This window comes from Fuerstiella marisgermanici, from assembly GCF_001983935.1.
Lineage (GTDB): Bacteria > Planctomycetota > Planctomycetia > Planctomycetales > Planctomycetaceae > Fuerstiella > Fuerstiella marisgermanici.
Genome location: NZ_CP017641.1, coordinates 3,394,537 through 3,416,716, shown reverse-complemented (window position 1 = coordinate 3,416,716; position 22,180 = coordinate 3,394,537). Strand labels below are relative to the sequence as shown.

At 55.4% G+C, this 22,180-nt stretch carries 15 protein-coding genes; 6 read left to right on the top strand and 9 right to left on the bottom strand.

All coding sequences use genetic code 11. The features are described from left to right. Positions 1–91: 91 nt before the first annotated feature. The 5 genes from Fuma_RS12860 to Fuma_RS12840 form a co-directional block, all read right to left on the bottom strand. Positions 92–3,508: a DUF1583 domain-containing protein gene (locus tag Fuma_RS12860; RefSeq protein ID WP_077024498.1), complete on the bottom strand. Its 3,417-nt coding sequence runs from the start codon at positions 3,506–3,508 to the stop codon at positions 92–94. A 97-nt stretch (positions 3,509–3,605) separates the two neighbouring features. Continuing rightward, entirely contained in the window at positions 3,606–5,675 is a 2,070-nt protein-coding gene (locus tag Fuma_RS12855; protein WP_158520964.1) for a DUF1583 domain-containing protein, read from the bottom strand. A gap of 574 nt (positions 5,676–6,249) precedes the next feature. Beyond that, complete coding sequence (locus Fuma_RS12850) at positions 6,250–8,523, bottom strand: DUF2920 family protein (RefSeq protein ID WP_077024496.1); 2,274 nt, start codon at positions 8,521–8,523, stop codon at positions 6,250–6,252. Positions 8,524–8,647: 124 nt separating this feature from the next. After that, the gene (locus tag Fuma_RS12845) at positions 8,648–9,769 is read right to left on the bottom strand and encodes a mandelate racemase/muconate lactonizing enzyme family protein (RefSeq protein ID WP_077024495.1); all 1,122 of its coding nucleotides are present in this window, start codon (positions 9,767–9,769) and stop codon (positions 8,648–8,650) included. A gap of 189 nt (positions 9,770–9,958) precedes the next feature. Then, entirely contained in the window at positions 9,959–10,273 is a 315-nt protein-coding gene (locus Fuma_RS12840) for a hypothetical protein (protein ID WP_077024494.1), read from the bottom strand. Between the two features lie 167 nt (positions 10,274–10,440). Here Fuma_RS12840 and Fuma_RS12835 point away from each other — a divergent pair, with 167 nt between their 5' ends. After that, positions 10,441–12,327, top strand: coding sequence for a CocE/NonD family hydrolase (locus Fuma_RS12835; protein ID WP_083732011.1), 1,887 nt, complete (start codon positions 10,441–10,443; stop codon positions 12,325–12,327). 183 nt (positions 12,328–12,510) lie between these two features. Here the strand turns inward: Fuma_RS12835 and Fuma_RS12830 are convergent, their stop codons facing one another. From Fuma_RS12830 to Fuma_RS35585, 3 genes are all read right to left on the bottom strand, one after another. Next, positions 12,511–13,428 (bottom strand): hypothetical protein, encoded by a 918-nt coding sequence (locus tag Fuma_RS12830; protein ID WP_077024493.1) that lies wholly within the window; start codon positions 13,426–13,428, stop codon positions 12,511–12,513. Positions 13,429–13,431: 3 nt separating this feature from the next. Further along, a complete protein-coding gene (locus Fuma_RS12825) occupies positions 13,432–14,022 on the bottom strand; it encodes a YceI family protein (protein WP_083732010.1) in 591 nt (196 codons plus the stop codon). A gap of 349 nt (positions 14,023–14,371) precedes the next feature. Further along, on the bottom strand, positions 14,372–14,515 hold the full coding sequence (locus tag Fuma_RS35585; protein ID WP_169929122.1) for a hypothetical protein: 144 nt from the start codon (positions 14,513–14,515) through the stop codon (positions 14,372–14,374). Between the two features lies 1 nt (position 14,516). Between Fuma_RS35585 and Fuma_RS12820 the strand changes: the two genes are divergently transcribed. The 5 genes from Fuma_RS12820 (at position 14,517) to Fuma_RS12800 (ending at position 20,657) form a co-directional block, all read left to right on the top strand. After that, complete coding sequence (locus Fuma_RS12820; protein WP_229360910.1) at positions 14,517–16,355, top strand: sulfatase; 1,839 nt, start codon at positions 14,517–14,519, stop codon at positions 16,353–16,355. Positions 16,356–16,770: 415 nt separating this feature from the next. Further along, on the top strand, positions 16,771–17,625 hold the full coding sequence (locus Fuma_RS12815) for a PP2C family protein-serine/threonine phosphatase (RefSeq protein WP_158520963.1): 855 nt from the start codon (positions 16,771–16,773) through the stop codon (positions 17,623–17,625). A gap of 77 nt (positions 17,626–17,702) precedes the next feature. Further along, positions 17,703–18,590: a sigma-70 family RNA polymerase sigma factor gene (locus Fuma_RS12810; RefSeq protein ID WP_077024490.1), complete on the top strand. Its 888-nt coding sequence runs from the start codon at positions 17,703–17,705 to the stop codon at positions 18,588–18,590. 100 nt (positions 18,591–18,690) lie between these two features. Then, on the top strand, positions 18,691–19,662 hold the full coding sequence (locus Fuma_RS34170) for a SelL-related redox protein (RefSeq protein WP_083732007.1): 972 nt from the start codon (positions 18,691–18,693) through the stop codon (positions 19,660–19,662). Positions 19,663–19,868: 206 nt separating this feature from the next. After that, entirely contained in the window at positions 19,869–20,657 is a 789-nt protein-coding gene (locus Fuma_RS12800; protein WP_077024489.1) for an Fpg/Nei family DNA glycosylase, read from the top strand. A 230-nt stretch (positions 20,658–20,887) separates the two neighbouring features. Here the strand turns inward: Fuma_RS12800 and Fuma_RS12795 are convergent, their stop codons facing one another. Continuing rightward, a complete protein-coding gene (locus Fuma_RS12795) occupies positions 20,888–22,138 on the bottom strand; it encodes a PQQ-binding-like beta-propeller repeat protein (RefSeq protein ID WP_077024488.1) in 1,251 nt (416 codons plus the stop codon). Positions 22,139–22,180 lie beyond the last annotated feature (42 nt).

Sequence of the window (22,180 nt, the reverse complement as noted above, 5' to 3'; positions counted from 1 at the left end):
TTCGTTCGCATTTTTGGAAGAGCAGCCGGCCGTCGCCGAGCCTCAATACGTCGCGTAGCCCGACTCACACGCGGCAACAAACTGCTGTCTCTCATTCGGCCGCCCTGTCAGAAGCCCATTCGATCATTTGCCCAGGCCGTTCTGCCGAGAATATCACCGACTTTCCATCGTGCGACAAATCCAGGTCGTAGACGTTCCAGTCATCCGGTTGCCCGGGAAGTCTTTGCGGCGGGCCAGGCGATTCCGTATCCACCGACACCATCTGAGACGTCCCGGTCGATGCGTGGTGCATCGAAAATGCCACCGTCCTGTTGTCCGGAAACCACGTGAAGTCTGAGTAGATGGTGGCTGTTCCCTGGTGCACAATCTTGAATTCATCCGGATCATCAGGATCAGCCACCGCCACCAAATGTTCGCCTCGCACGAGTCCGTGGAATGCAATCCGACGACCGTCATTGCTCCAGCCAGGATTCCAGAAGACGCGGCCAACTAATCGCATTTGTTCCGGCGTCAACAACTCGCGAGTCACCTTCGTATCGACGTCGTACAGCGTGATATTCCGGCCTGTTGACCACGCGATCATCTTGCCCCTGGGAGACCAGTGAACGCCAAGGCCGTTAGCGGTTAACTGTGTGCGTTCAGAACCATCAGACTTCATAAGCATGATGCCGGGCCAGTTGAACGCAATCTGTTTCCCGTCCGGCGAAAGCGACGGCATTCCGCCAGCACCGAGATCTCGGGCGTTGGTGCCGTCCCTGTCGAAAAGATGCACTCGAGCGGTCGACGGCGTGCCACGAGACAGGTCGCAGACGATGGATTTGCCGTCGGCCGACCATTCCGGCGAACCAACGTGGAAGAATCCGTCAGTCGGTTTGGTAAACAGGCGGCGGTTGGTTCCGTCAATGTTCATCACGTAAGCAAGGCGTTCCGGTCGCTGCGGCATGTACATCATTTTTTCAGCTCGCACAATCACACTCTTCCACAGCACCTGGCATTCGCCGTTGCCGCTGCAAATTGCGACCAACTGGATGCCACCTGGGATCGTTACCTGATCAGTGACTTCTGCAGTGGAGAGCAAGCGAAAGACGTTCGAGTTCTCCTCGGCAAAGAGGTAGTACACCTTTGTGCCTCGTCGAGCCAATCGGAATGTGCCGCTGGTCGAATCACAATTGGCTTGCTTTAGAATCTCGTACGACTTGCTGCCGTCTGGATTCGTTTTCGGAAGCGTGGCCTTGATACTTTGCAGCCTGTCATCTGCTGAGATACGAACTACGCGACACCTGTGCTGTTTGTCGTCGTCAAGCTGAGTTTCCAGCAGAACCGCAGAGTAAACATCGGCGCTAAGTTTGAGCTGTTCGAACGACGCGACCAGATCAAAATCCCCTTGGATAGCAAACGGCAGGTCCAATCGCTGAGTACGATAATTGCCTACCCGTGGAAGCTCAACAAACACGCCGTCAGGTCCTGGCGTAAAGCGTCCGCCGCCAGATGCATAAGGTTTCAGCAGGTCTGAAACACCTTCGGCAACAAACCTATTTTCAAAGACTGCCTCCAGCGCAGGTACGCGTTTATCCAACACCGCGATTGTCGGGTCCGCGAGTTCCTGCGTTGAAGGCGGCGGCAACGCGTTCGGCCATTGGCCCTTCAACACCACATTGCGAACACGAACAGTTTCCTGATCAGCAAAGTGAAAGAATCCGAATGTCCGACGGTTTCCAGAATCCAGCTTCACCGAACAAACCTGTCGCCCGTTGACTGCCAACACAACGGTATCGTCGCGTAATGCCACCTTCGCGCGGTTCCAAGCTTCGGGTTGCAAATGTAACTTGGCTGAGTCACCACCGACTGGCTGGTGATTATCCGGATGCACCGTCGTGGCGTCGTACCGGCCATCCGTCACCCAATGCTTTTTTACACCGTCCGGTCTCAGCAGAAACGCGATGCGATCAATCGCCGGATGCGCATTCTGGTCGCCCGGCACATAGTAGAATTCGTATTCCACCGAATCACCGTCCAGCAACGGGCGTTGATAGCACAACAGAGATTCTCGCAGAATGCCCTGGTCGCTCGCTCGTTTAGGACCAACAATCTGCGCTGCTCCCTCATCTGCAGTAACAAAGTTCCACGAAGAACCTTCATGGTAACCGACCCAATCACCGCTGTTGTCGACGCCTGACGTCAGCACAGAACCTGGAATTTCCGGGTTGCCCGTAATTCGAGCGTCGCGAAGCACCGCATGACTCGGCCACCAACCGCGTATGCCAATCCACGGACTGTGGTGCTCTGGCAGTGCGTACTCTTCAATGACACGACCGTTAAGAGCTACCTTCACTGTTCGAGAACCGGTTTGCTGGTCGTGGCGGAAGACTGCTCGTAGTCGGTCCCATCCAACGTTTGAAACGAATGGCGGATCGATTTCGCGAAACGGCTTGCCCGCACGAAAGGTACCGGTCAGTAACCGAACATTGTCGACCGGACCAGTCAGTCGGCCTCCCAGCAAGAACTGCGTACTCCCTTTGGCTGCAATGTCCGCATGCACTTCAAAATCGCCTCGCAGCGGAAGTCGGTACACTAGAAAATCGTTGTCGTGTCCTGTGATTAACCGAATTTCATCGTCGTCATTCTTCACCCAACGATCCTCCGCGCGAAGCAAACCTCGTGACCGGTCGGTCATACGAGCCATCGGTATCCAGTCGGCCGAATCCAGCGTTGCGTCGAAAGTTTGGTCATGTCCGTGGCTACGAAAAGCATGGCTGCGGGCGTACAAGGATCGAATTTGAGTGTGCCAGAAATCGCTGTTTGGTGGCTTTCGCTCCTGACTTCGTCGGGCGTACAGAAAATCGATCAATTCCTGCACGGCCTTGCTCTGTGGAACACGATGCACGCCATAATAAGCGGCCAGAGTCTCCGGCCACATTGCATCGACGTCTACGGGATTCGATGCTTCTACAAGCGTCAGCAGTTCCCGTATCGCCGCGTCCGCAGCACCGGCGTCCGCTGTATGGAATTGCAGCATCGCATTAAACGCCACTTTGGCTCGACATTGATATTCACTTGCCGGATGAAAGTTTTCAATGCGATCCTGGATGTCGTCGACTCTGCCGAGTTGCTCGGCGACGTCGACAAGATCAAACAACGGAGAGACCAGCGTCTGCGGCTTCTCTTGGCCTGTCGCGTTCAGCGTCATTCCTGTCTGCTGAAAGACTCCGTGCACGCGAATCTGGTGATGTGTCGAGGAGGGCAGAACCCAGTCTGCCAAAAAGGCGAACCGTTCGTCTTCTGGCAACGAAAAGGCATGCTCACGGACGGCGAAAGTATTGTCGGCGATCACCTCCAGACGGAAGATGTCGTCCAGTGCGTAATTCGCGTTGCCTTGCGCGAACACCGTGCTATTCGAGAATAGAGACGCCGCCAGAACGATCTGATGAACGATCCATCCGATCAGTTTGCTGCGACGGAACGAATATTTTCCCCGTCGCTGGGTGAGCTCCGTGTTCGATTGGAGCATTCTGGTCTTCCGGTTTGTTATGTCGTTATCAGGGCAGGAAACGTTGCACCAGCCGGTTGAACTCGGTCGCGAAGCACAGTCGACCGCAAGCAATCAGCTATGGCAGCGCGACAAGATCACCCAACTGTTCGGCGGAAAGCTTCTCTGGCCAGTCGCCTCTGAGTACCACGTTGCGGACCTGAACCGAAGTCTGGTTGCGGTCGTGGTAGATGCCAAAGTGACGACCAGAAACGTCCTCCAACGAACGTAGATAGACTTCTTCGCCATTGAGTGAGACGCTCACTTCGTCGGTCGTAAACTGCATTGTGACGGAGTTCCATTCGCCTGATTTCAGCGGCAACTTCGCGGGGCCCCGACGGCTAAGTGGTTCGATGATGGCATTGTCTTCGGGAAGACACGTCCATTCGTTCGCATTGTCCGTTAACCAATGCAGTCGAACACCGGTCGGTTCCACCAGGAATGCAAGACGCCCCACCACTGGATGGGCGGTTGTCTTGTTTTCGTGATAGAAAAACTCATAAGTCACGGTTTCGCTGGCCAGACACGGCCGCATGTAGACCAGGTGACTCTGACCAATCTTGCCTTCCGGAGATTCCGCGGAAGCTTCACAATGAATGACCCCGTCAGCTAGATGCCACACAGGATCGGCCGTGGATGGTGTGGCTTCGATTGTGGGGAACGGATCTAAAATTCGAGTCATCGCTTCGCCATAGCTGGAACTCCAGCCACGCAGGTCGTCTCCAATTAGTTTCACTTCGCGAGGAATGGTGGGCGTTCCAACGAGTTCCAGATTCCGAAAAATGACGCGGCCATGACCGAAAGCTCGCAGGCCAAGCCATGGACTGCTCGCACATGATTCCGCCGTTCCACGCCACCCGGGATGAAGATTGGAAAGAAACGTAATAGTCTCGCCGTCCGAACGTATGTTGACTCGGTTAAACATGCGGTGTTCCTTCGGAGCCACGAACGGCCAGACACGTTTTTCAAAATGAGGCCGCTGAACTTCCTGCAAAGTAAATTCCTTCGAATTTGCGTCGAACGCCATGCCGCCGAATGTCAGACCGCCACCGCCGTGTTCAAGTTCCGCCACCTCACCCTTCAGCTCAAAAGTTCCGGCCAGTGGATACCGCAGCAGCAGAGTGTCGTCGCCCGGCCCGGCCAGACGTTTGACGTGGTCTTCATGAGTCAGCCAGATCGCTTCATCGGCTCCGGTGGCGCCGCCGGAACGCAACTGGCTGTCAGCGGAAACCCACATCGACGGCGTCGTGTAAAACAAATCACGAGGCGACGTTTTGGCCGCTCGATTCTTCAGAATAACAGTCGCGCGCAGCCGTCGCAGTAACGGCACGAAACTGGATGAACCGTTGGTCAGGTCGAACTTGTTAAGCCCCTCTACAATTTCTTCTGCCAGTGAGCCCAAATTATCGCGCTGCATAGCGGCGGCAACCAGCACGGCAGACGACCGCTCAGCGGGAATCGGCAAGGCGCCCGCGTTTTCCAGGATTGTCTTCAAAGATCCCTTCAGCTCGTCGTCGTTGCTGCGGCTGTCTCGTAGCTGAGCCAACAGCAGAACGTACTTCGCATTGGGAATACCGTCAGCCGCCAGCCCATCGAGTTCTGTGATCAACGAACGCAGGCTACCTTCTTCGTCAGCCGCAATAACCAGCGTCCACGCTGAACAGAAGATCCCTTGCATGCTGCCGACGGATGCGATCGGAAAGGAATCCCGTTTCGGCCGTTCGCCTAAAGCCCGAGCGAACTCTGGTGGCGGAGCAATTTCGGGTACAAGCGATATCAGCACCCGAACGGCTTTGCGACTGCCGGAAGGAAATGTCCAGCCGTGCAGCGTGTCGAAGCGTCTTCCGGAACGCATCTGAACCAGGACTCGATTAATGCCCCCAACAGCAGCACTCAAACCGTCGTCGAATCGGTTTCCGGCAGGCAAAGGCAGGTCAGCCGCCTGCCCAAGCAAAGAAAATGCCTCTTCGATGTCTTCGCTTCGAAGCTCTGCCAGTGCCGCTCGCCCCAATTCCGCCGTTCTCGCCAACGCTGGCGGTGCAGTCGCGATTGAAGCCTCATCCTGAGCATCCGCCGAGGCGGCCACGCAGGCGCACAGCATCAAACCTGCGCAATACAAAAAGCGACCGCCAGAGTTGCGTTGATTCATAACAGCGACTTTCGTCAGGGAGCGGACAAAACCGACAGGCAAAACGCATGCGCGCACTCGCCCCGCAGTTGTTACCACATTGTCGCTGCCGTCGCCATTTTCCCGCACCATTTCCTAAGAAAACCAGATTTCAATCGCGCGTGGCGCAATCCAAGCCTGTGCAAGTCACCACGTTCAACGTCTGCCCGACGCTCTACGCCGAGGCCGAGTTGAGCTGTTTGCGGCAAGCGACTGCTTCAACTGTCTAAAGGCAACTCAAACCAGCATACATATTTCGCGCATGCCGCGTAGCGTCTGCACGACGCACGTGGAGATACATCCACGAACGGGCACGCGCTCACGGCTGGCTTTGACGCCTTCGTGATCAGCTTGCCGAAAATAAAATACACGTCTGCGATCCCCGGGCAACAAGTGCAGCCGTCCAGCAATCGTCTCGAATTAAGCCAAATCGGATCGCATCTCCCTATCCATCAGACACTCTCTGCAAAGCAACTACGCATACAAAAACGTCCGCGGTTTAGCATCAGCCGGGCGCCCTACTCAGCGTGGCATGGAACGATTCAGTTCATCATGCTTAGTCCGTTTCTGTCGGGACAAATTTACCAACCGGGATTCCATCGGCGTAGGAAATCACGAAGCGGCCGTTTTTTGTGAGGTATTCGATCTGTTCCTTGCGATCGAAGTCGGTGTCGCCTGTGCGGCGAAGGGCGTTGGGGCTGTCTGGCTGCAGGTACTTTCCGGCGACCTGCATGACAATCTCAGTGCGGTTCCCCAGTGCATGGCCAGAGCTGGTGAACACTTTTCCATCAAGGTCTTCCTTGCCGATGAAGTGGTGTTCGACGTCCAGCTTCGCTGCTTCGAGGTTCGCTACGAGTTCCTGTGCGTCGGCGAAAGGACAGACGGCATCATCCTTACCGTGAACGATAATTATCTTACTCGACGCCTTCAGTGATCTCATGGCATTCAGGTGTTCGGGATGTCCCGTGAATCGAATCTCCTGCTGATCGGTCGACAGATAGTTGACACTCTGCGAATCGCGACTCCAACGCGCATTCAATCGGCTACCGCCTGGCAGATTGAACGCAATGTCGTCGCTGAGTTTCTTCATGCCGCACTTGTCAATGACGCACGCAAACGTTCGCGGAGCTAGTTTGTTGGCCATTAAAGTGACGTTGCCTCCACCGGAACCACCAGTGCAGAAAATGCGGCCATCGTCGTACTTCGTGTTGTTTTGCTGCAGGCCATTTCGGACAAAGGCCAGAGCTCGCAGAGCGTCGAGCGCTTGCAGGTAACCGAAGTCGTAGGGCTCGGCCGATTCGATAGAATCTGTTCGACCGCTTTGCAGATAATTCACACATACGGCAACCACATTCAGTCGGTCTGCCAGAGCGTCCGGGGCAGCCGTGCCAATGCAGTCTTCACCGCCCCAGTTGTGCAGCGTCAACATGATGCCGGTCTGCGGATGCACGTTCTGCAACTGTCCGCCCGGATAATGAACGGAGATTCGCACGGAACGCGGCCCGGGCCGATGAGGCCACGATTGAACGGGAACCATCACGTTGGCATTTGCTGGCGGCAGGTGATTTCGAGCTCCCTGCCATACTCGTTTCTGATCGGTGATCCACGAGTTCACGATGTCTGCCGGAGAACGTTTGTCTTCAGTTTGCCTTTCGATGAAACGGACGTCTTTCCCAATGGCAATCATCCTGGCGTGTTCCAAATTCGTCTGTTGTTCTTCCGTAGCGTCGCCGGTTTCGAGGGGCAGTACAGGAACAACGTCCCACGGCCGACCGCCAAACTGAAAGCTGTAGTTCAGAATCCATTCGTAGTCGCTGATGAATTTCGCTGGCTCGGTGGCAAGCGAAGCCAACGGTACAGCTGGAACAACAAGGTTTGGCTTGAGGCCGCGGATTTGCTTTGCCCATTCGTGCAGTTCAGCGACGGACTTATCCTGTGTCGGCCAGACCGTCACTTCAAATTCTGCAGAAGGGAAGTGTCGTCGCAGTTGCTCGGGAATGATCCTGTCATAGGGCGGCATGGCGACGAGTTTCACGGTCTCATTTTTCTGCAGTCGATCGAACGTGTGCTGTAATGCGTCGTACGGCGCCGGAGTATTTTTCAGCGAAGCTCTGCGGCCACAGATGACTTCTCCCATTAACTCAGCAAATCGCACGTGCCCGTTCATGTTCGGGTGAATCGCGTCGCTCATGATCAGCGACCAGCCCACGGGATCTTCTTCGCGGTACGATTGCCAGTCAGCAAAACAGTCGACGAGCGGCAGCTTCGACGCGGAAGCGATTGAGCGGACGACATCCGCATATGTTGCCAGCTTCTCTTCCGGTCGATCCGGGGTATGTGAGACAGCGTTCGGTGTGCACAACACAACGGCCGCTCCGATTTGCTGACAGCGTTGGACAATTTCTCGCATATTCTTTTCGTATGCTCCCAACGGCACGCGCGTCACATCATTCATGCCGAACATGACTACAACCAGATGCGGTTTCTTCTCGATAACATCTCGCTGAATACGCGCCAGAGCGTTAACTGTCGTGTGCCCGCTGACGCCTGCATTAATCATCTGCAGGTTGGCTCGTGGATTCGCCTTCTGCAACGCCAGCCCCAGCATGTCATTCCATGCTCGCTGCCCGCCGCTGTGATAGTAGACGCCCGTGATACTGTCGCCAAAGCAGACGATTCTGGTAGGACGTCCGCCCGCGAGACGCTGATTGATTTCTTCAATTGATGGTGCCTCAACAGACTGGCCCCGCAATGGTGTTCCTGAAAGGACAACAAGGCAGCTGAATGCTAAGGCGATTGACGAAACACGGGATTTGAGAACACTTGTCATGGATTTATCCTTGTCGTCCTGGCTTGGGCGCCGACGGTTTATACGGTTTTAGAATCAGCAGCGGCATGAGGATGATCTGCCGGCAAGCGACCGATCTATTCGTAAAAAAAAGGGGAAGCTTCGGTCAAAACGAAATTCGATTGTCTTCGACACATGCCCAGTCAACGTCAACTCCCAACCCCGGTCGATCCGGCAACGTCGTGAACGGCCCTTCAATTTTCAGTGGCTCTTTGACGATGGAGAATTCGTGATAGGAAGGCCCGAGGCAGTCGCCGGGGATGGATTCAATCTGAACATTGGAATTGGCCACCACAAAGTGCATCATGGCAGCAGCGCCGACGTCCCATTCAAGGTTTGAGCCAATCGTACAGGGAATGCCGTGTTGTTCGGCCAGCCGGGTCATGTCGGACGCTTTCTTTAGGCCGCCTTGCTTGCCCGGATAAAGCGTCACCGCATCACAGCATTCCTGAAGAATGAGTTCTCGCAGCTGAACTTCATCGAAACAGCTTTCGTCCGCCAAGATGCGAATCCCCAGATCGGCACGCAGCTTCTTTAAGTTCGCGTAGTCGCCACGAGCCAGCGGTTGTTCCACCAGGGCGACGTTGCAATCCTGCATTTGAGCCAGGCACGCACGCGCCGACGCATCGGACCATCCGGCGTTGGCATCAATCGTCAATTCAACGTCCGGACCAATGGCGGCTCTAACCGCCTTGACTCGAGCCACATCTTCATCGTCGCCGGTTCCAACTTTCACCTTGATCGTCGTGAATCCCGTTGTCACCAGTCGGGCCGCTCGTTCCGCGGCCACTTCCGGCGTGTAAGCTCCCAACGAGAACCGGTTGCGAATCGTCAGTGGCCGGACGGCTCCCCCGAGCAATTCGTAGACCGGTTTATTGAGCGATCGTCCGACGACATCCCAACACGCCATTTCAATTGCGGACTTGGCGAACCAGTTGTCGACCGCCAGTGCATCCATCCGTTGGTTGATGGTGTCGATGTCCTGCGGATCGCAACCATTGACAACGGGGCCGAGCAGATTCTGAATGATTGCGGTCGCCCCCCAAACCGTTTCGCCGCTCCAGCATGGTGTCGCGGTGGCTTCGCCCACACCTTCCAATCCGTCGTCAGTTGTCAATCGCACCAATACGAACTGAGACTCGTTATGTTTCCCAAGTGCAGAAACCATCCTCCGTTCCGGCTTTAAAGGTATGCGAACGGGGATCGCTTCGATTTTCGAGATCTTCATGGGTGGGCATTCGGTGAAGGGATAAAACTTACAGGTGAGGTTACGGCGCGGACAAACGGTGCTCCGCCGCATGAATTAAACGCAAGAAATTGGGAGGTGGGACTAGGTTGGAAGGTATGCCGAACGAATTCACGACGACCTGCATGCCAACGCCTCGGCCACCGCAAACTGTAGCGGGCCGCGAATCATTCAGCGTTTGACTTCGTTGTCATTCATCAACGATTCACCGACGTGATTTGAGCCGTCATCGCCAGTCAATTGGCCGTTTCGGGGTTCAGCATTATGGTGACCTGTCCCCGCAGCCACAATGGTACCGCTGTGGAACGGTATTTGGGATCGCGAGAAGGTAATCGTGCACCAGCACTCAACGCGGTAACGCACGACCTGTTGAGGGGCGATTTCGATGCCCAGGCCAGGGGCTGTCGGGACCAGCATTCTTCGGTTATCGATTCGTGCGACGTGAGGGACTTCGACGATTGGCGTCTCCAGTGCCGTCACTTGCATTTCTTGCAATCCCTTCAGCCCCTGAACACAGCATCGCGATTGATTGGCGGCAACGTATCACCCGAGTAGACTCGCCCAAGTTGTCAACGAAATCCAGGCTCTGACCTTCACTGGGTGAGCAGCAAGGGGTCGGCGGCCCGTTTTTGATACTTTGTGAGTTCGACCAAATGAAGTTTCTCAATCACATGAACCACAACATTACACTCTTGTGGCTCAGCATGACCGTCTGCGGTTTTGCGGATGAACCGGCCGCGAGCCCAGCGGTTGTGAACGTTGGTGATGGCAACGTTGCCGAGGCACAAGCCATTTCGCAGCCACCTCAGGCAGGCGACTATTCGCCGCAACAATTTGAGGTGGTGGCGGAATTGAACCAAAAGGCGCCGATGCGGGATGGCATCAACCTGATGATCGACATCTTTCGGCCAAAAGCCGATGGCCAGCATCCGGCCGTTCTAATGCAGACGCCGTACAACAAAAGTGGCGGCGCCGCTCGAGCACGCAATTTTGCCTCGCGCGGCTATGTGGTCGTCAATGTTGCTTCTCGCGGCCGGTTCGAATCCGGTGGAGAGTGGGATCCGTTTTCGCCGAAGCACAAGACCGATGGTTACGACATGGTTCAGTGGATTTCTGAACAACCATGGTGCGACGGCAACGTGGGAATGTATGGCCTTTCGTACATGGGGTGGATGCAGTGGTGGACCGCTTCTCAGGCACCGCCGGCGTTAAAAGCGATCGTGCCAGAAGTATCGCCACCCGATCAACTCGTCAACTGTCCGTATCAGAACGGCATCCTTGTCTGTTGGATGGTCGACTGGGCCGGCGCGTTATCCGATCGGCTGCCGCATTCTGCCGGGCCCGCCGGGTACGGTGGTTTTGCTGTCAACCGCGAACAGGCTTACAGCAAACTGCCCTACATCGATTTCGATAAGACTCGAAACTACAAACCAACATCGTGGTGGCGAAAATGGATTCGCCAGAACACGGCTGACGGCGAATATTGGAAGGCGATTTCATATCAGACGCCCGCAAGCTACGCCAAAGTGAACGTCCCCTCACTGGCGATCTCCGGCTGGTTCGATGCAAATTTTCCCGGCACCCCCATGAACTACCTTGGGATGAAACAGCACGGCGGAACTCCAGCAGCGCGTCGTCCACGAATGGTGGTTGGACCGTGGGAACATATTATCAATCGCCATCAAACGGCCGCAGGAGTCGACTTCGGACCTGAGGCCATCATTGATTGGGATGGATACGTGCTTCGCTGGTTCGATTATCACTTGAAGGGCGTCGACGACGGGGTGTTGAATGATCCACCGGTTCATATTTTCGTGATGGGACGCAACCAATGGCGAGCCGCGAAAGACTGGCCACTGCCGGAAACTCAGTTCACCAAATTTTATCTTCATAGCCAGAGTGGCGCGAATTCATCGGCGGGTGACGGGACGCTTAATACCCAACCGCCACACGCTGAACCATCTGACCATTATGTCTACGATCCCAACGATCCCACGCCTTCGGCCGGATTCACCAATGGTCACATCGACGGTCCTCGCGACATCAGCAAGTCGGCCGAACGCGACGACGTTCTGGTTTATGATACGGACGACCTGACCGAAGATGTTGAAGTCATTGGTCCGATCACGGCCAAACTATACGCTGCGACCGACCGGGGTGATACGGACTGGATGATTCGACTGTCAGACGTCCACCCAGACGGCCGCGCGCTGTTCTTGGGCGAAGGCGTGATGCGTGCCCGCCACCGGGACCCTCAGCGCGACGGTGCCTTCAACGCGCATAAACTGAGTACCATCAAACCTAGTCAGGCCTACGAATACACCATCGATTTCTGGCGGCCGACCGGCAACGTTTTTCTGCGTGGGCATCGCATCCGCGTCGAGATTTCCAGCAGCTACTTTCCGTATTACCTGCGAAACCCCAATACGGGCGGAGACAACATTGGGCTGGCGACGGAGTTTCATCCGGCCAATCAGACGATCTTTCACGACGCAGAACAACCTTCCCACGTTGTGCTGCCAATTATACCTCGTCGCTGACTGTCTGCCCGAAGTGGTGATCCGATACCGCTCGTCGCCACCGGCTGTAGTTCACGAATCTCGATTCGGCCGGTACCAGAGGGCACTCAAGTTAAAGTGATTTCTGTGCAGGAAGACATGGCGTCGGCGACGTGAGGCGAACGCAGTGGGTTAGCTTCGCACCAGACGGTGTCCTGCACAACGTTAATCAAGGACCGACAGCAGCGGGGCCATGTCGCGGTCGAAATCAATCTTCGCGAGTGCCAATACCACAACCAGCGGAATCGCGACCAGCGTCAGTCTTAGCGTTCCGACAAACCACGGTTTTCTGTACCGCGGCGGCAGCGCTTCCGATGTCCAGCACAGAAGCGGAGCGACCAGGATCGTGATCGCAACAGGAGTTGAAAGCCGACCGAAGAATCGCCCAACAAATAGCAAGCTGAATAAGCCGACAACTCCGATTCCCAAAATCGCCGGGCAGTAAACGTGTACTGCGCTCGTGGACCGCATTGAGACCAACCAGATTGCGGCTGTCGTGGCCAGTAGCGTTGCAACCAACGGCAGCGCTGCGGCACCGCCATTGATATAACCCGCCAACATCACGGTGACGGCGGCACTTTGGATCGCCATGCAGAGTGCGACAGGTAGCGAGACTCCAGCGGCACGCGTGGACAGCACAGCAAGCTGACTCCAAACGACCGCCAGTAACAGGCTGCACACGCCCAATGTTGTGACGACCTGCCACGGAAGCCAACCGTCGGAGCCGCTAAGATAAACGGAACCGTGCAGCAGGATCCGAGGAATCATCGCCACCAAAACCATTCGCAGAAGCCAGGCCGCCCATTGCGGCGTCTTTTGAAATCCAGCGACCAGTTCTACGCTCAGAGCCGCCGGGAAAATGATTGCCAACAGCCGGTCGAGGGCGTTAACGGGAGGTAACGCTGGCTGCAAAGACAGCACAAAATAACCGACGGTAAGCCCCAGGCCGATTGCTGGCACGCTCGCCAAATTCCACCGTGTCGTGCTGTCAGTACGTCGAAGGGCTGCCATCGCCAGCACGAATAACGCACTGACGAAACCGGCAGCCCCCATCGCCTTCACATACAACAGCGGCTCAGGCATCAGCTACTCTCGCACGCCTTCGCAATCGATAAAGATCAAAGCTTCATCGCCAATGCCAGTCGGCCGAATGGCTTTCGGGTCGAAACCATAGTCGCTGCGTTTCAGCGAAAGCTCGGTCGAAAACGCAACGCGTTTGACTTTCTTGAAGTCATGTTCCTTGCCACCCATCAGAACAAGCGTGACCTTGTTCGTCTTACCGTGCATCGTGAAGTCCCCGGTCACTTCGTAGCCACCTTTGATGGCTTTCGTGCTGGTACTTTTGAATGTGATAAGCGGAAACTGTTTCGTGTCGAAGTAGTCGGGCTGTCGCAGATGTTCGTCGCGAGCTTTGTTGGCCGTATCGACGCTGTCGGCTTTGATCGTCAGTTCGAAAGTGGACTTCGATGGGTCTTCCCGATCCAGTGAAAAATTACCAGAGACATCATTGAACCGGCCATGGATCCAGCTGATGCCAAGATGGCGTGCCTTAAAACCGACTGAGGAATGTACCAGGTCGTAGTCGTATTCGTCCGCTGCTGAACATGAGTTGCCGCCAGCGCTGACAAGCGTTCCGATCACGAGCGTCATGACGCTCATAGAAATAGTTCGTGGCATGAATTCTAACCGTTCGTAAAGAGTTGTAGGATTGTCATCCTGCTGTGCCACCAGCAGATCGGAGGCTATCGTAGGACCACGCTGACCGTGAGTAAAGCATGTCCGACACGCTCACAGTCCTCGGGTTTATCACAACTTTGCGGCAGACATGTGTCTGTAGCGGCGCGGCCCGATTGGTTTGCTGAATTGTCGCAGGCAAAGCAAGCGAACGATCCGCTGCTCAATTCACACCGAACTCGAACAGCGTCAAAATTTCCGGAATCTTTACCTTTTCCGTCGGAGGATTCGTTTTTATTCGGCATATTGGCTTCCAGTCGATTCCAATTCACGACCGTCCGCTTTTTCCACGCTATTCAGGAGGCACCGTGTTCCATCGGTCAAAACCAACGACGCCACGAACGGCCGCTTTGATTCTTCGATTGGTCTGTGTCACCTGCACATCGATTTTCGCGATCCTGCCGCCGTCGATGGCCGCGCCCGCAAAGCCGAACATCGTGTTCATCCTTGCAGACGATCTTGGCTGGAGCGACACGACACTTTTCGGCACCACGAAGTTCTACAAAACTCCAAACATCGAACGACTTGCGAAACGCGGAATGACGTTTACGCGAGCTTATTCATCCAGCCCGCTTTGCTCGCCAACGCGTGCGAGCATTCTCACAGGACTTAGCCCAGCCCGGACCGGCATTACGACTCCTAATTGCCACCTGCCGCAAGTGATTCTGAAGGCGGCAACGACTCCTTCAGGCCCGGCCAATCACAAGGCGACTTTCGCCGCGTCTGTTTCTCGCCTGGACACCAAGTACTACACGCTGGCCGAGATGCTGAAAGACAACGGCTATGCGACCGGGCACTTTGGAAAATGGCATCTCGGCCCAGCTCCGTATTCACCCCTGGAACATGGGTTTAATGTCGACGTTCCTCACTGGCCTGGTCCCGGACCCGCGGGAAGTTATGTTGCTCCATGGAAGTACCCCGACTTCGATGCAAACACTCCCGATGAACATATCGAAGACCGCATGGCCGAAGAAGCCGTAGCGTTTATGGAGCAACACACGGCGAAACCATTCTTCCTGAACTACTGGATGTTCAGCGTGCATGCTCCCTTTGATGCGAAGAAGGATCTGATCGCCCAATACAGAAAGAAGGTTGACCCTAACGATCCGCAGCGAAGTCCCACATACGCCGCAATGATTGAAAGCATGGACGACGCTGTCGGCACACTGCTGGACACACTGGACCGTTTGAACATTGCTGACAATACCATCATCGTGTTCGCTTCAGACAACGGAGGCAACATGTACAACGAAGTGGACGGCACAACAGCAACAAGCAACCATCCGCTGCGTGGTGGCAAAGCGAATATGTACGAAGGCGGAATCCGCGGGCCGGCCATCGTGGCTTATCCAGGTATGGTTGAAGCGGGCTCTCGAAGCGACGAAGTGATTCAAAGCAGTGACTTCTATCCGACGCTGCTTGAAATGTTATCAATCCAGCCTCAGCCTAATCAGTCGTTCGACGGCATCAGTATTATGCCCGCGTTGGAGGGCAAGTCACTGGATCGTGACGCAATCTTCACCTACTTCCCACACAGTCCACCAATTCCCGAATGGTTGCCACCTTCGGTCAGTGTGCATCGCGGCACCTGGAAACTGATCCGCATCTTTTACGGTGGCGACGATGGACAGCACCGCTACAAATTATTCGACTTGCAGAACGACATCGGCGAACAGCACAACCTTGCGTCAAAACGCCCCGACCTCGTGATGGAACTCGACGCCCTGATTGATGGTTTTCTGAGTGACACAAACGCTGTTCTCCCGCTTCCAAATCCAAAATTCAACGCGGCCACTTACCAGCCTGAACTGGAAGGCAAGGCGCAGCTGAAGGGCGAAAGCAGTTCGCCCAAGAAACAACGGCGCGCCAAGCCAGTGGCTGGCTGGAGGCCGAAGGGCACCACAAAACTGTGGACCAATAATGGGTTGCTCGTGGTTACCAGCACAGGCGGTGATCCGCACATCACAGCGCGACTGCCCAAGGCCACAGCGGCCAAACGCCTCGTGCTTCACTTCACGATGTCGTCCGATTCATCAGGTCCCGGCCAGATCTTCTGGCAGGAACAAGGCGTGAATCCGCCGTTCACGGCCGCTCGTAGCAAGAGATTCGACGTGCAGCACGATCGCAAGATGCACACCTATTCCGTGCCGCTGCCCGCTCAGCAACCAGTGCTCGCTGTTCGCATCGATCCGTCATCAGCGGTCGGGACGATCAAGATTTCCACGGTCACCCTGAAAACGGCGGGTGGCAAAATCATTCGCAAGTGGAACTTCTGACAGCAGTTGCTTTCCGCCCAGTTCAGCAGAAGCAGGCTTTTCGGCTGAGGCTCAAAACGATTGACGGTTTCGACGACAGCAGGCCAATGCGCTGGCGGGCTTGACTGCCCAAGCCGCCAGAAAACCGAAATTTCTGGCGTGATTTCCCCTCGACGAACGGCTCCAGAACGTCTTCAGTAAAACCGTCACCCGAGCTGCCTCAGCCGCAATCAGCATTCGCGCTGAAACTGCCAACTTAATATCGGCTTTAGTGTTTACACAGAACGCTTCGCACAGCCAATACGGGACGGGTGGCAAATGTCAAAGTAAGGTGGTCGCGTTTATTTATCTGTCTAAAACCAACAGCGAGCGTCAGGAGGTTGCTCTGCGCTATCATCTGGTCGGTTCCCAGCATACCCTATTAGGCTCACCCACTGTGTTAGCTCTCGAAGAACAGCCGCTTTTGACTGATATTACGCAGCAAACCATGACCTGCATGGAAGTGTGGGGCGGCAACCGCTCCACATGGTCGCACTTTGTTGTGCCGGGGCTCGATTTGTGGGTCTACAGCCAACCGTTCGGGAACGACGACTGTGGCGGAGACGTTTACTATCTTTCGTCGTGTGCTTCTGGTCGTGTCACCCGGATGTTCCTCGGCGATGTCGCCGGGCACGGTGCTGAGGCGGCTCCGTTGGCCGGCAAGTTCCGCGATATCATGAGGAAGAACGTTAACTACATCAACCAGTCACGGGTGGTGGAATCTTTGAATGAGCAATTTGGAGAAGCGGCTTCTGAAGGTCGATTCGCGACCGCAATTGTCAGCACATACTTTTCGCCCACCCGCGAATTGTCTGTCTGCACTGCCGGACACCCGCCTCCACTGATTTATCGCGTTGCTACAAAACGCTGGGAGCCACTCCGATCAGAGAGTGCAGGCCTGCAAAACCTGCCCATCGGTGTGGTGGACGGGCAGGAATTCGCGGCTGCAAAGTTGAAGCTCAAAACCGGTGACATTCTGCTTGGGTATTCAGACGCGCTCCTGGAATCTTACGATGCCGATGGCTCCATCCTTAATTCTGCGGGGTTGGCAGCGATCGCAAATTCATTGGAAGTCGACGAACCGGGCAAATTTGTACAAGCGCTGCTGCAACGCATTCGAGACCTAAACCCTAAAAATCTCGTCTCCGACGATTCCACGGTCATCCTCGCTCGCGCGAATGACCAGGGCGTCGCATTGATGGATAATTTGCTCACCCCATTTCGTTTTGTTGGTCGGCTGCTTGGCAATTGATAAGCTCCAAACACCGCCGACGACATACTCGAATTGCCACATACATAAGGAAGCAGGGTGTTTGAACTTCTGCATCGGTGGAGGCCAAGTTGGCTCCTGAGGAAATCAGTTTTATTCCCAACGATCAATTTCAGTCGATGTCCGAACCGGACTTCGACGAGATCGATGGTGCGCTTTACGTCGATGAAGATGATCGGCTCGTATCGCCTGATCAGAAGACGGTCGCCGAGACTTTGCTGAACGCAATCGAAGACAGTCGGTTGCTCACATTCGAAGGCGAGCAGTTTTTGTTCAAGCGGTTCAACTTCCTGCGATTTCGCGCATCAGCACTGCAGGCGACTCTGACGGGAAAGCGCTCCGACCGGAAAACACAGAAAGAAATCGATCGGCTGCTGGCTGAGGCCACCGAGTCTCAGCAGCAAGTCGCCTGCGCTAATCTTCGCTTGGCGACTTCGATTGCCCGGAAGCTCGCTAAGTCACCGAACGATTTTGAGGACTATCAAGCGGAAGCTTACACGATACTGCTGAAAGCGATCGACAAATTCGACTACTCGCGCGGGTACCGCTTCAGTACTTATGAGACCCACGCGATTCAGCGTCATCTGTTTCGGTATGCCGAGCGAAATCAGAAACAAAGCTACCGTGTGAACGCAAATTCTGACGCCATTTCTGGCGCGGCAACAGACACTCCTGACCCGGATGAGCCGACCGAACAAGACGTGAACGAAGCCATTGAGTTGATTGTTGCCAGTTTCGATCACGCGTTAGACGAACGAGAGAGATTCATCGTTCGAGCGAGATTCGGCCTCGATGGCACCGGCAAGGGGAAAACGCTTCGAGAAATTGCTGAGGTGGCCGGGCTTAGCAAGGAACGCGTTCGCCAGTTGATTCAGCAGAGTCTCGAAAAACTGGCCGAAGTCGCTCAGCCACTGGCATCCACATTCGGCCCCGACACAGACAAGTGAAATCAAATTGCGTGCCGACCAACGGGCCTCAACTTATAAATGCAGGCATGAAACCGCATTTGTACCAGTTCAGCGGCCACGGGTTGTGCGGAGAGAATCAATGAATACCAGTTACCATCCAAAGCAGTGGATGAAATACGTTCTGATCCTTGCTGGCTTCTACAATCTGGCATGGGGCGCAACGGCGATCATGCTTCCCGTTCATATGCTAGGTTGGTTGGGCATACAGTCTGAAACAACGGCCATGAAGTTCTGGCAATGCATCGGAATGATCGTCGGTGTCTATGGCGTGGGATATTTGATTGCGGCTCGCGCACCGTACCAACATTGGCCTATGACGCTGGTCGGATTACTTGGGAAGGTTCTTGGCCCCGTCGGATTTGCGGCGGCGATGGCAGACGGTTCGCTACCGACGTCACTGGGGTGGACGATAGTAACGAACGATCTCATCTGGTGGATCCCCTTCGCGATGATCCTCTGGGGCGCAATGAGGTATTGTCACGCAACGGATTCCGCGTACGAGACCCCGGAAGCGGACGATCCGTTGAAAGAGCTTCGAGCCAACACGGGAGAACGGCTGGATGACCTGGCCGATGCGAAGCCACAGTTGGTGGTCTTTTTGCGTCACGCTGGCTGCACATTTTGTCGGCAGACTCTTGCTGATGTTGCGGCTCAACGCAAAGAAATCACCGCAGCGGGATGCGGCATCGTGCTGGTTCACCTGGGGGGCAATGACGAAAGCGACCAACAGTTTTTTCAGAAGTATGGCCTCAATGACGTGCCGCGTATCTCTGACCCACAGAGTCGGCTTTACCGCCAGTTCGGCCTTGACCTGGGTGGGTTTTCTCAGCTGTTTGGTCTGCGCGTGTGGTTCCGGGGTTTCGTCGCAGGTGTGCTCGGCGGCCACGGCATTGGTGCCGTCCGGGGCAACAGTTTTCAGATGCCCGGAGTCTACCTCTATCACTGCAGGCAGATCCTCGGTGGCTTTCGTCACGAAATTTCTTCCGACCGCCCCGACTATGCGGCACTCGCCCGAAAAATTGAGGTCCGCGAACCAGCCCTTGCAAGCTGAACACTGCTGACTCGCACCACCTGAATTGACCACTGAGGTCATCCGCCTATCAACGTGGCGTTGAAGGCTGAGGTTACTCGACTGGAGCAGTTTCCACTTTGTTGTGGACGGTTCGGGCTCGTGGGAAACAGCCTCCATAATCCCAACCGGCTGTTCCGCGGCCACAAGTCAGCGAGATTCGCTGTGAAAAATCGAATGAGGTATCCGTGCCTGAAGGTCACACAATTCATCGACTTGCGGATGATCACAACCGCGACTTCGCTGGCCAGACGCTACTCGTGTCTTCACCGCAGGGTCGATTCGCAACCGGAGCGAAAGTGCTGAACGGACGTCAGCTCGCGAACGTGGACGCTTACGGCAAACATTTGCTGTATGACTGGAGTGGCAAAACCCTGCACATCCACCTTGGTCTGTATGGGAAGTTTCGCCGGCACAAATCGCCACCACCCGAACCGCGAGGTCAGGTGAGGCTGCGCGTGATCGGCGACGACAGCGCCTTCGACCTGAATGGTCCGACCGCGTGTGAGTTACTGACTAAGCTGGAGGTGAAAAAGCTGCTGGATCGGTTAGGCGTCGATCCGCTGAGATACGACGCGAATCCAGAAAACGCGTGGGACAAAATCAGCCGCAGTCGCTCCCCGATTGGCACGATCCTGATGAATCAAAGTGTGATTGCAGGCGTCGGCAACGTGTATCGGTCAGAGGTGCTGCATCTGATGAACATTCACCCCGAACGCAAGAGCAACACGTTATCACGAACCGAATTCGACCAGCTTTGGCAATTGATCGTCGACCTGTTGAAGATCGGGAAACGCTACAACCGCATTATCGTTGCCGACCCAAAGCAGGTCGGTAAGCCTCGCAGCCGCATGAACCGCGAAGAACGCCTGCTGATCTACAAGAAGAAATTTTGCACTCGCTGTGACGCTCCGATCCAATCATGGAAGCTGGCTGCAAGAAACGTGTTCGCTTGTCTAATGTGCCAGGTGAAGTGATCGAATGCGGGCCAACGTTTGCTAATTGAAAATCGCGTTGAACACGGGCCAAACCTCAACTCTTTGGCTGCCCAAGTCTTAACGTTCGACGCCACAAGTACATGTAGCAGTGCCGCCAAACAATCCACGCATGTGCACAAGCTGTGCGTTGGGCGAGGGTGCAAGCTGAGCATGCCACCTTCCTGGTCGACGCTTCCAGGGCAAGCAACCCAGTGACGCAACCGCACGATCTACTTCGCGGTGACCTCAGATTTTTCAAGGTTCCATTCAAACGCCAGCAGGCCATTCAGTTCTCGTACAAAGACCTGATTACCGACAACTGCAAGGTGAGCCCACGTGGACGAATCACTTACGTGCCGCGAATCCACTCGGACAAATTCCTTCGTGTTCAGATCCAGCAGCAGCAGGTCGCCACGCTCATCCAGCGCCAAGACGTTGCTGCCATTAACCACCATGCTCCAGTATTTCCCGAACGGCTTGGTCGTCCACAACGCCTTCCCGCTGCATGGGTCCACGCAGATCACTCGCTGATTGCGCAGATGCAGATAAATGTAACCGTCCACGACCACTGGCGATGACATGTACGCTTCGTTCTTCCCTTTCCACAGCGCTGCCGCTGTAAACGCGTCACCGTCGCGAGAAACCCGAAACATGATTGACCCGCCACCATAGCTGCTGGTGAATATCTGATCGCCGATCACCGTGGGCGTCAGAATGTTCATGCCGCGGAACGCGGGCACGGGGACCGACCAGAGTTCCTGACCGCTGTCGAGTGAAACGCCTGCCAGCTTAGATCGGGTCTGGACTACCAGCTGTCGCACTGCTGCGATCTCAGCAATGATGGGCGACGAGAAGGCGCCTGCCATCATCCCGCCGCGTTCTTCGAGTGATCGCCAGACGACTTCTCCTGTTTCACCCGACAGCTTTACCAAACCGCCTGCTGTCTGCACGTATACGTGGCCTTCATCGACAAGTGGCGAACAGGCGAATCCAAAGGACTGATTCTTGGTGCCAAATTCTTTGCGAAAGTCCTTCCGCCAGATTTCACGCCCGTCAGCAGCGTCCAGCCCGACCATGACGTCTTCCATGCTCGCCACAAACAGCCGACCGTCTGCGTGCGCTGGTGTTGATCGAATCCAGCTGCCATTTGCCGCCGCAAAGAATGGAACGGTCATGGAGCCCGGCCACTGCACCTTCCAGATTTCGCTACCGGTCGCACGATCCAATGCTCGCACGATTTCCGTCTTGTCGACGGTCTCCGTCACGAAGACACGGTCGTTGGCCACAATCGGCCCCGAGTAACTGCTGCCCAGAGGCACGCGAAACGTCCGCTTTAGACGATCTGCCGAAAGACTCGCCGGCCACGCTCTGGGCGAAAGTTGGCAATCGCGGTTGGGGCCTCGCCACTGAGGCCATGAATCCGCATCCTCGGCGAACGAAGCAAGCGGAAGTAGCAAGAGCAGCGTAGCGGCTAGTTTCACGACAGTTTCTCCGAGCGAGGCTGAACAGAATTCGAGTCAGAT

Excerpts from the sequence above, each read along its gene's own strand:
- Fuma_RS12860 (WP_077024498.1), bottom strand. The coding sequence starts at position 3,508 with ATGCTCCAATCGAACACGGAGCTCACCCAGCGACGGGGAAAATATTCG.
- Fuma_RS12855 (WP_158520964.1), bottom strand. The coding sequence starts at position 5,675 with ATGAATCAACGCAACTCTGGCGGTCGCTTTTTGTATTGCGCAGGTTTG.
- Fuma_RS12850 (WP_077024496.1), bottom strand. The coding sequence starts at position 8,523 with ATGACAAGTGTTCTCAAATCCCGTGTTTCGTCAATCGCCTTAGCATTC.
- Fuma_RS12845 (WP_077024495.1), bottom strand. The coding sequence starts at position 9,769 with ATGAAGATCTCGAAAATCGAAGCGATCCCCGTTCGCATACCTTTAAAG.
- Fuma_RS12840 (WP_077024494.1), bottom strand. The coding sequence starts at position 10,273 with ATGCAAGTGACGGCACTGGAGACGCCAATCGTCGAAGTCCCTCACGTC.
- Fuma_RS12835 (WP_083732011.1), top strand. The coding sequence starts at position 10,441 with ATGAAGTTTCTCAATCACATGAACCACAACATTACACTCTTGTGGCTC.
- Fuma_RS12830 (WP_077024493.1), bottom strand. The coding sequence starts at position 13,428 with ATGCCTGAGCCGCTGTTGTATGTGAAGGCGATGGGGGCTGCCGGTTTC.
- Fuma_RS12825 (WP_083732010.1), bottom strand. The coding sequence starts at position 14,022 with ATGCCACGAACTATTTCTATGAGCGTCATGACGCTCGTGATCGGAACG.
- Fuma_RS35585 (WP_169929122.1), bottom strand. The coding sequence starts at position 14,515 with ATGTTCGGCTTTGCGGGCGCGGCCATCGACGGCGGCAGGATCGCGAAA.
- Fuma_RS34170 (WP_083732007.1), top strand. The coding sequence starts at position 18,691 with ATGAATACCAGTTACCATCCAAAGCAGTGGATGAAATACGTTCTGATC.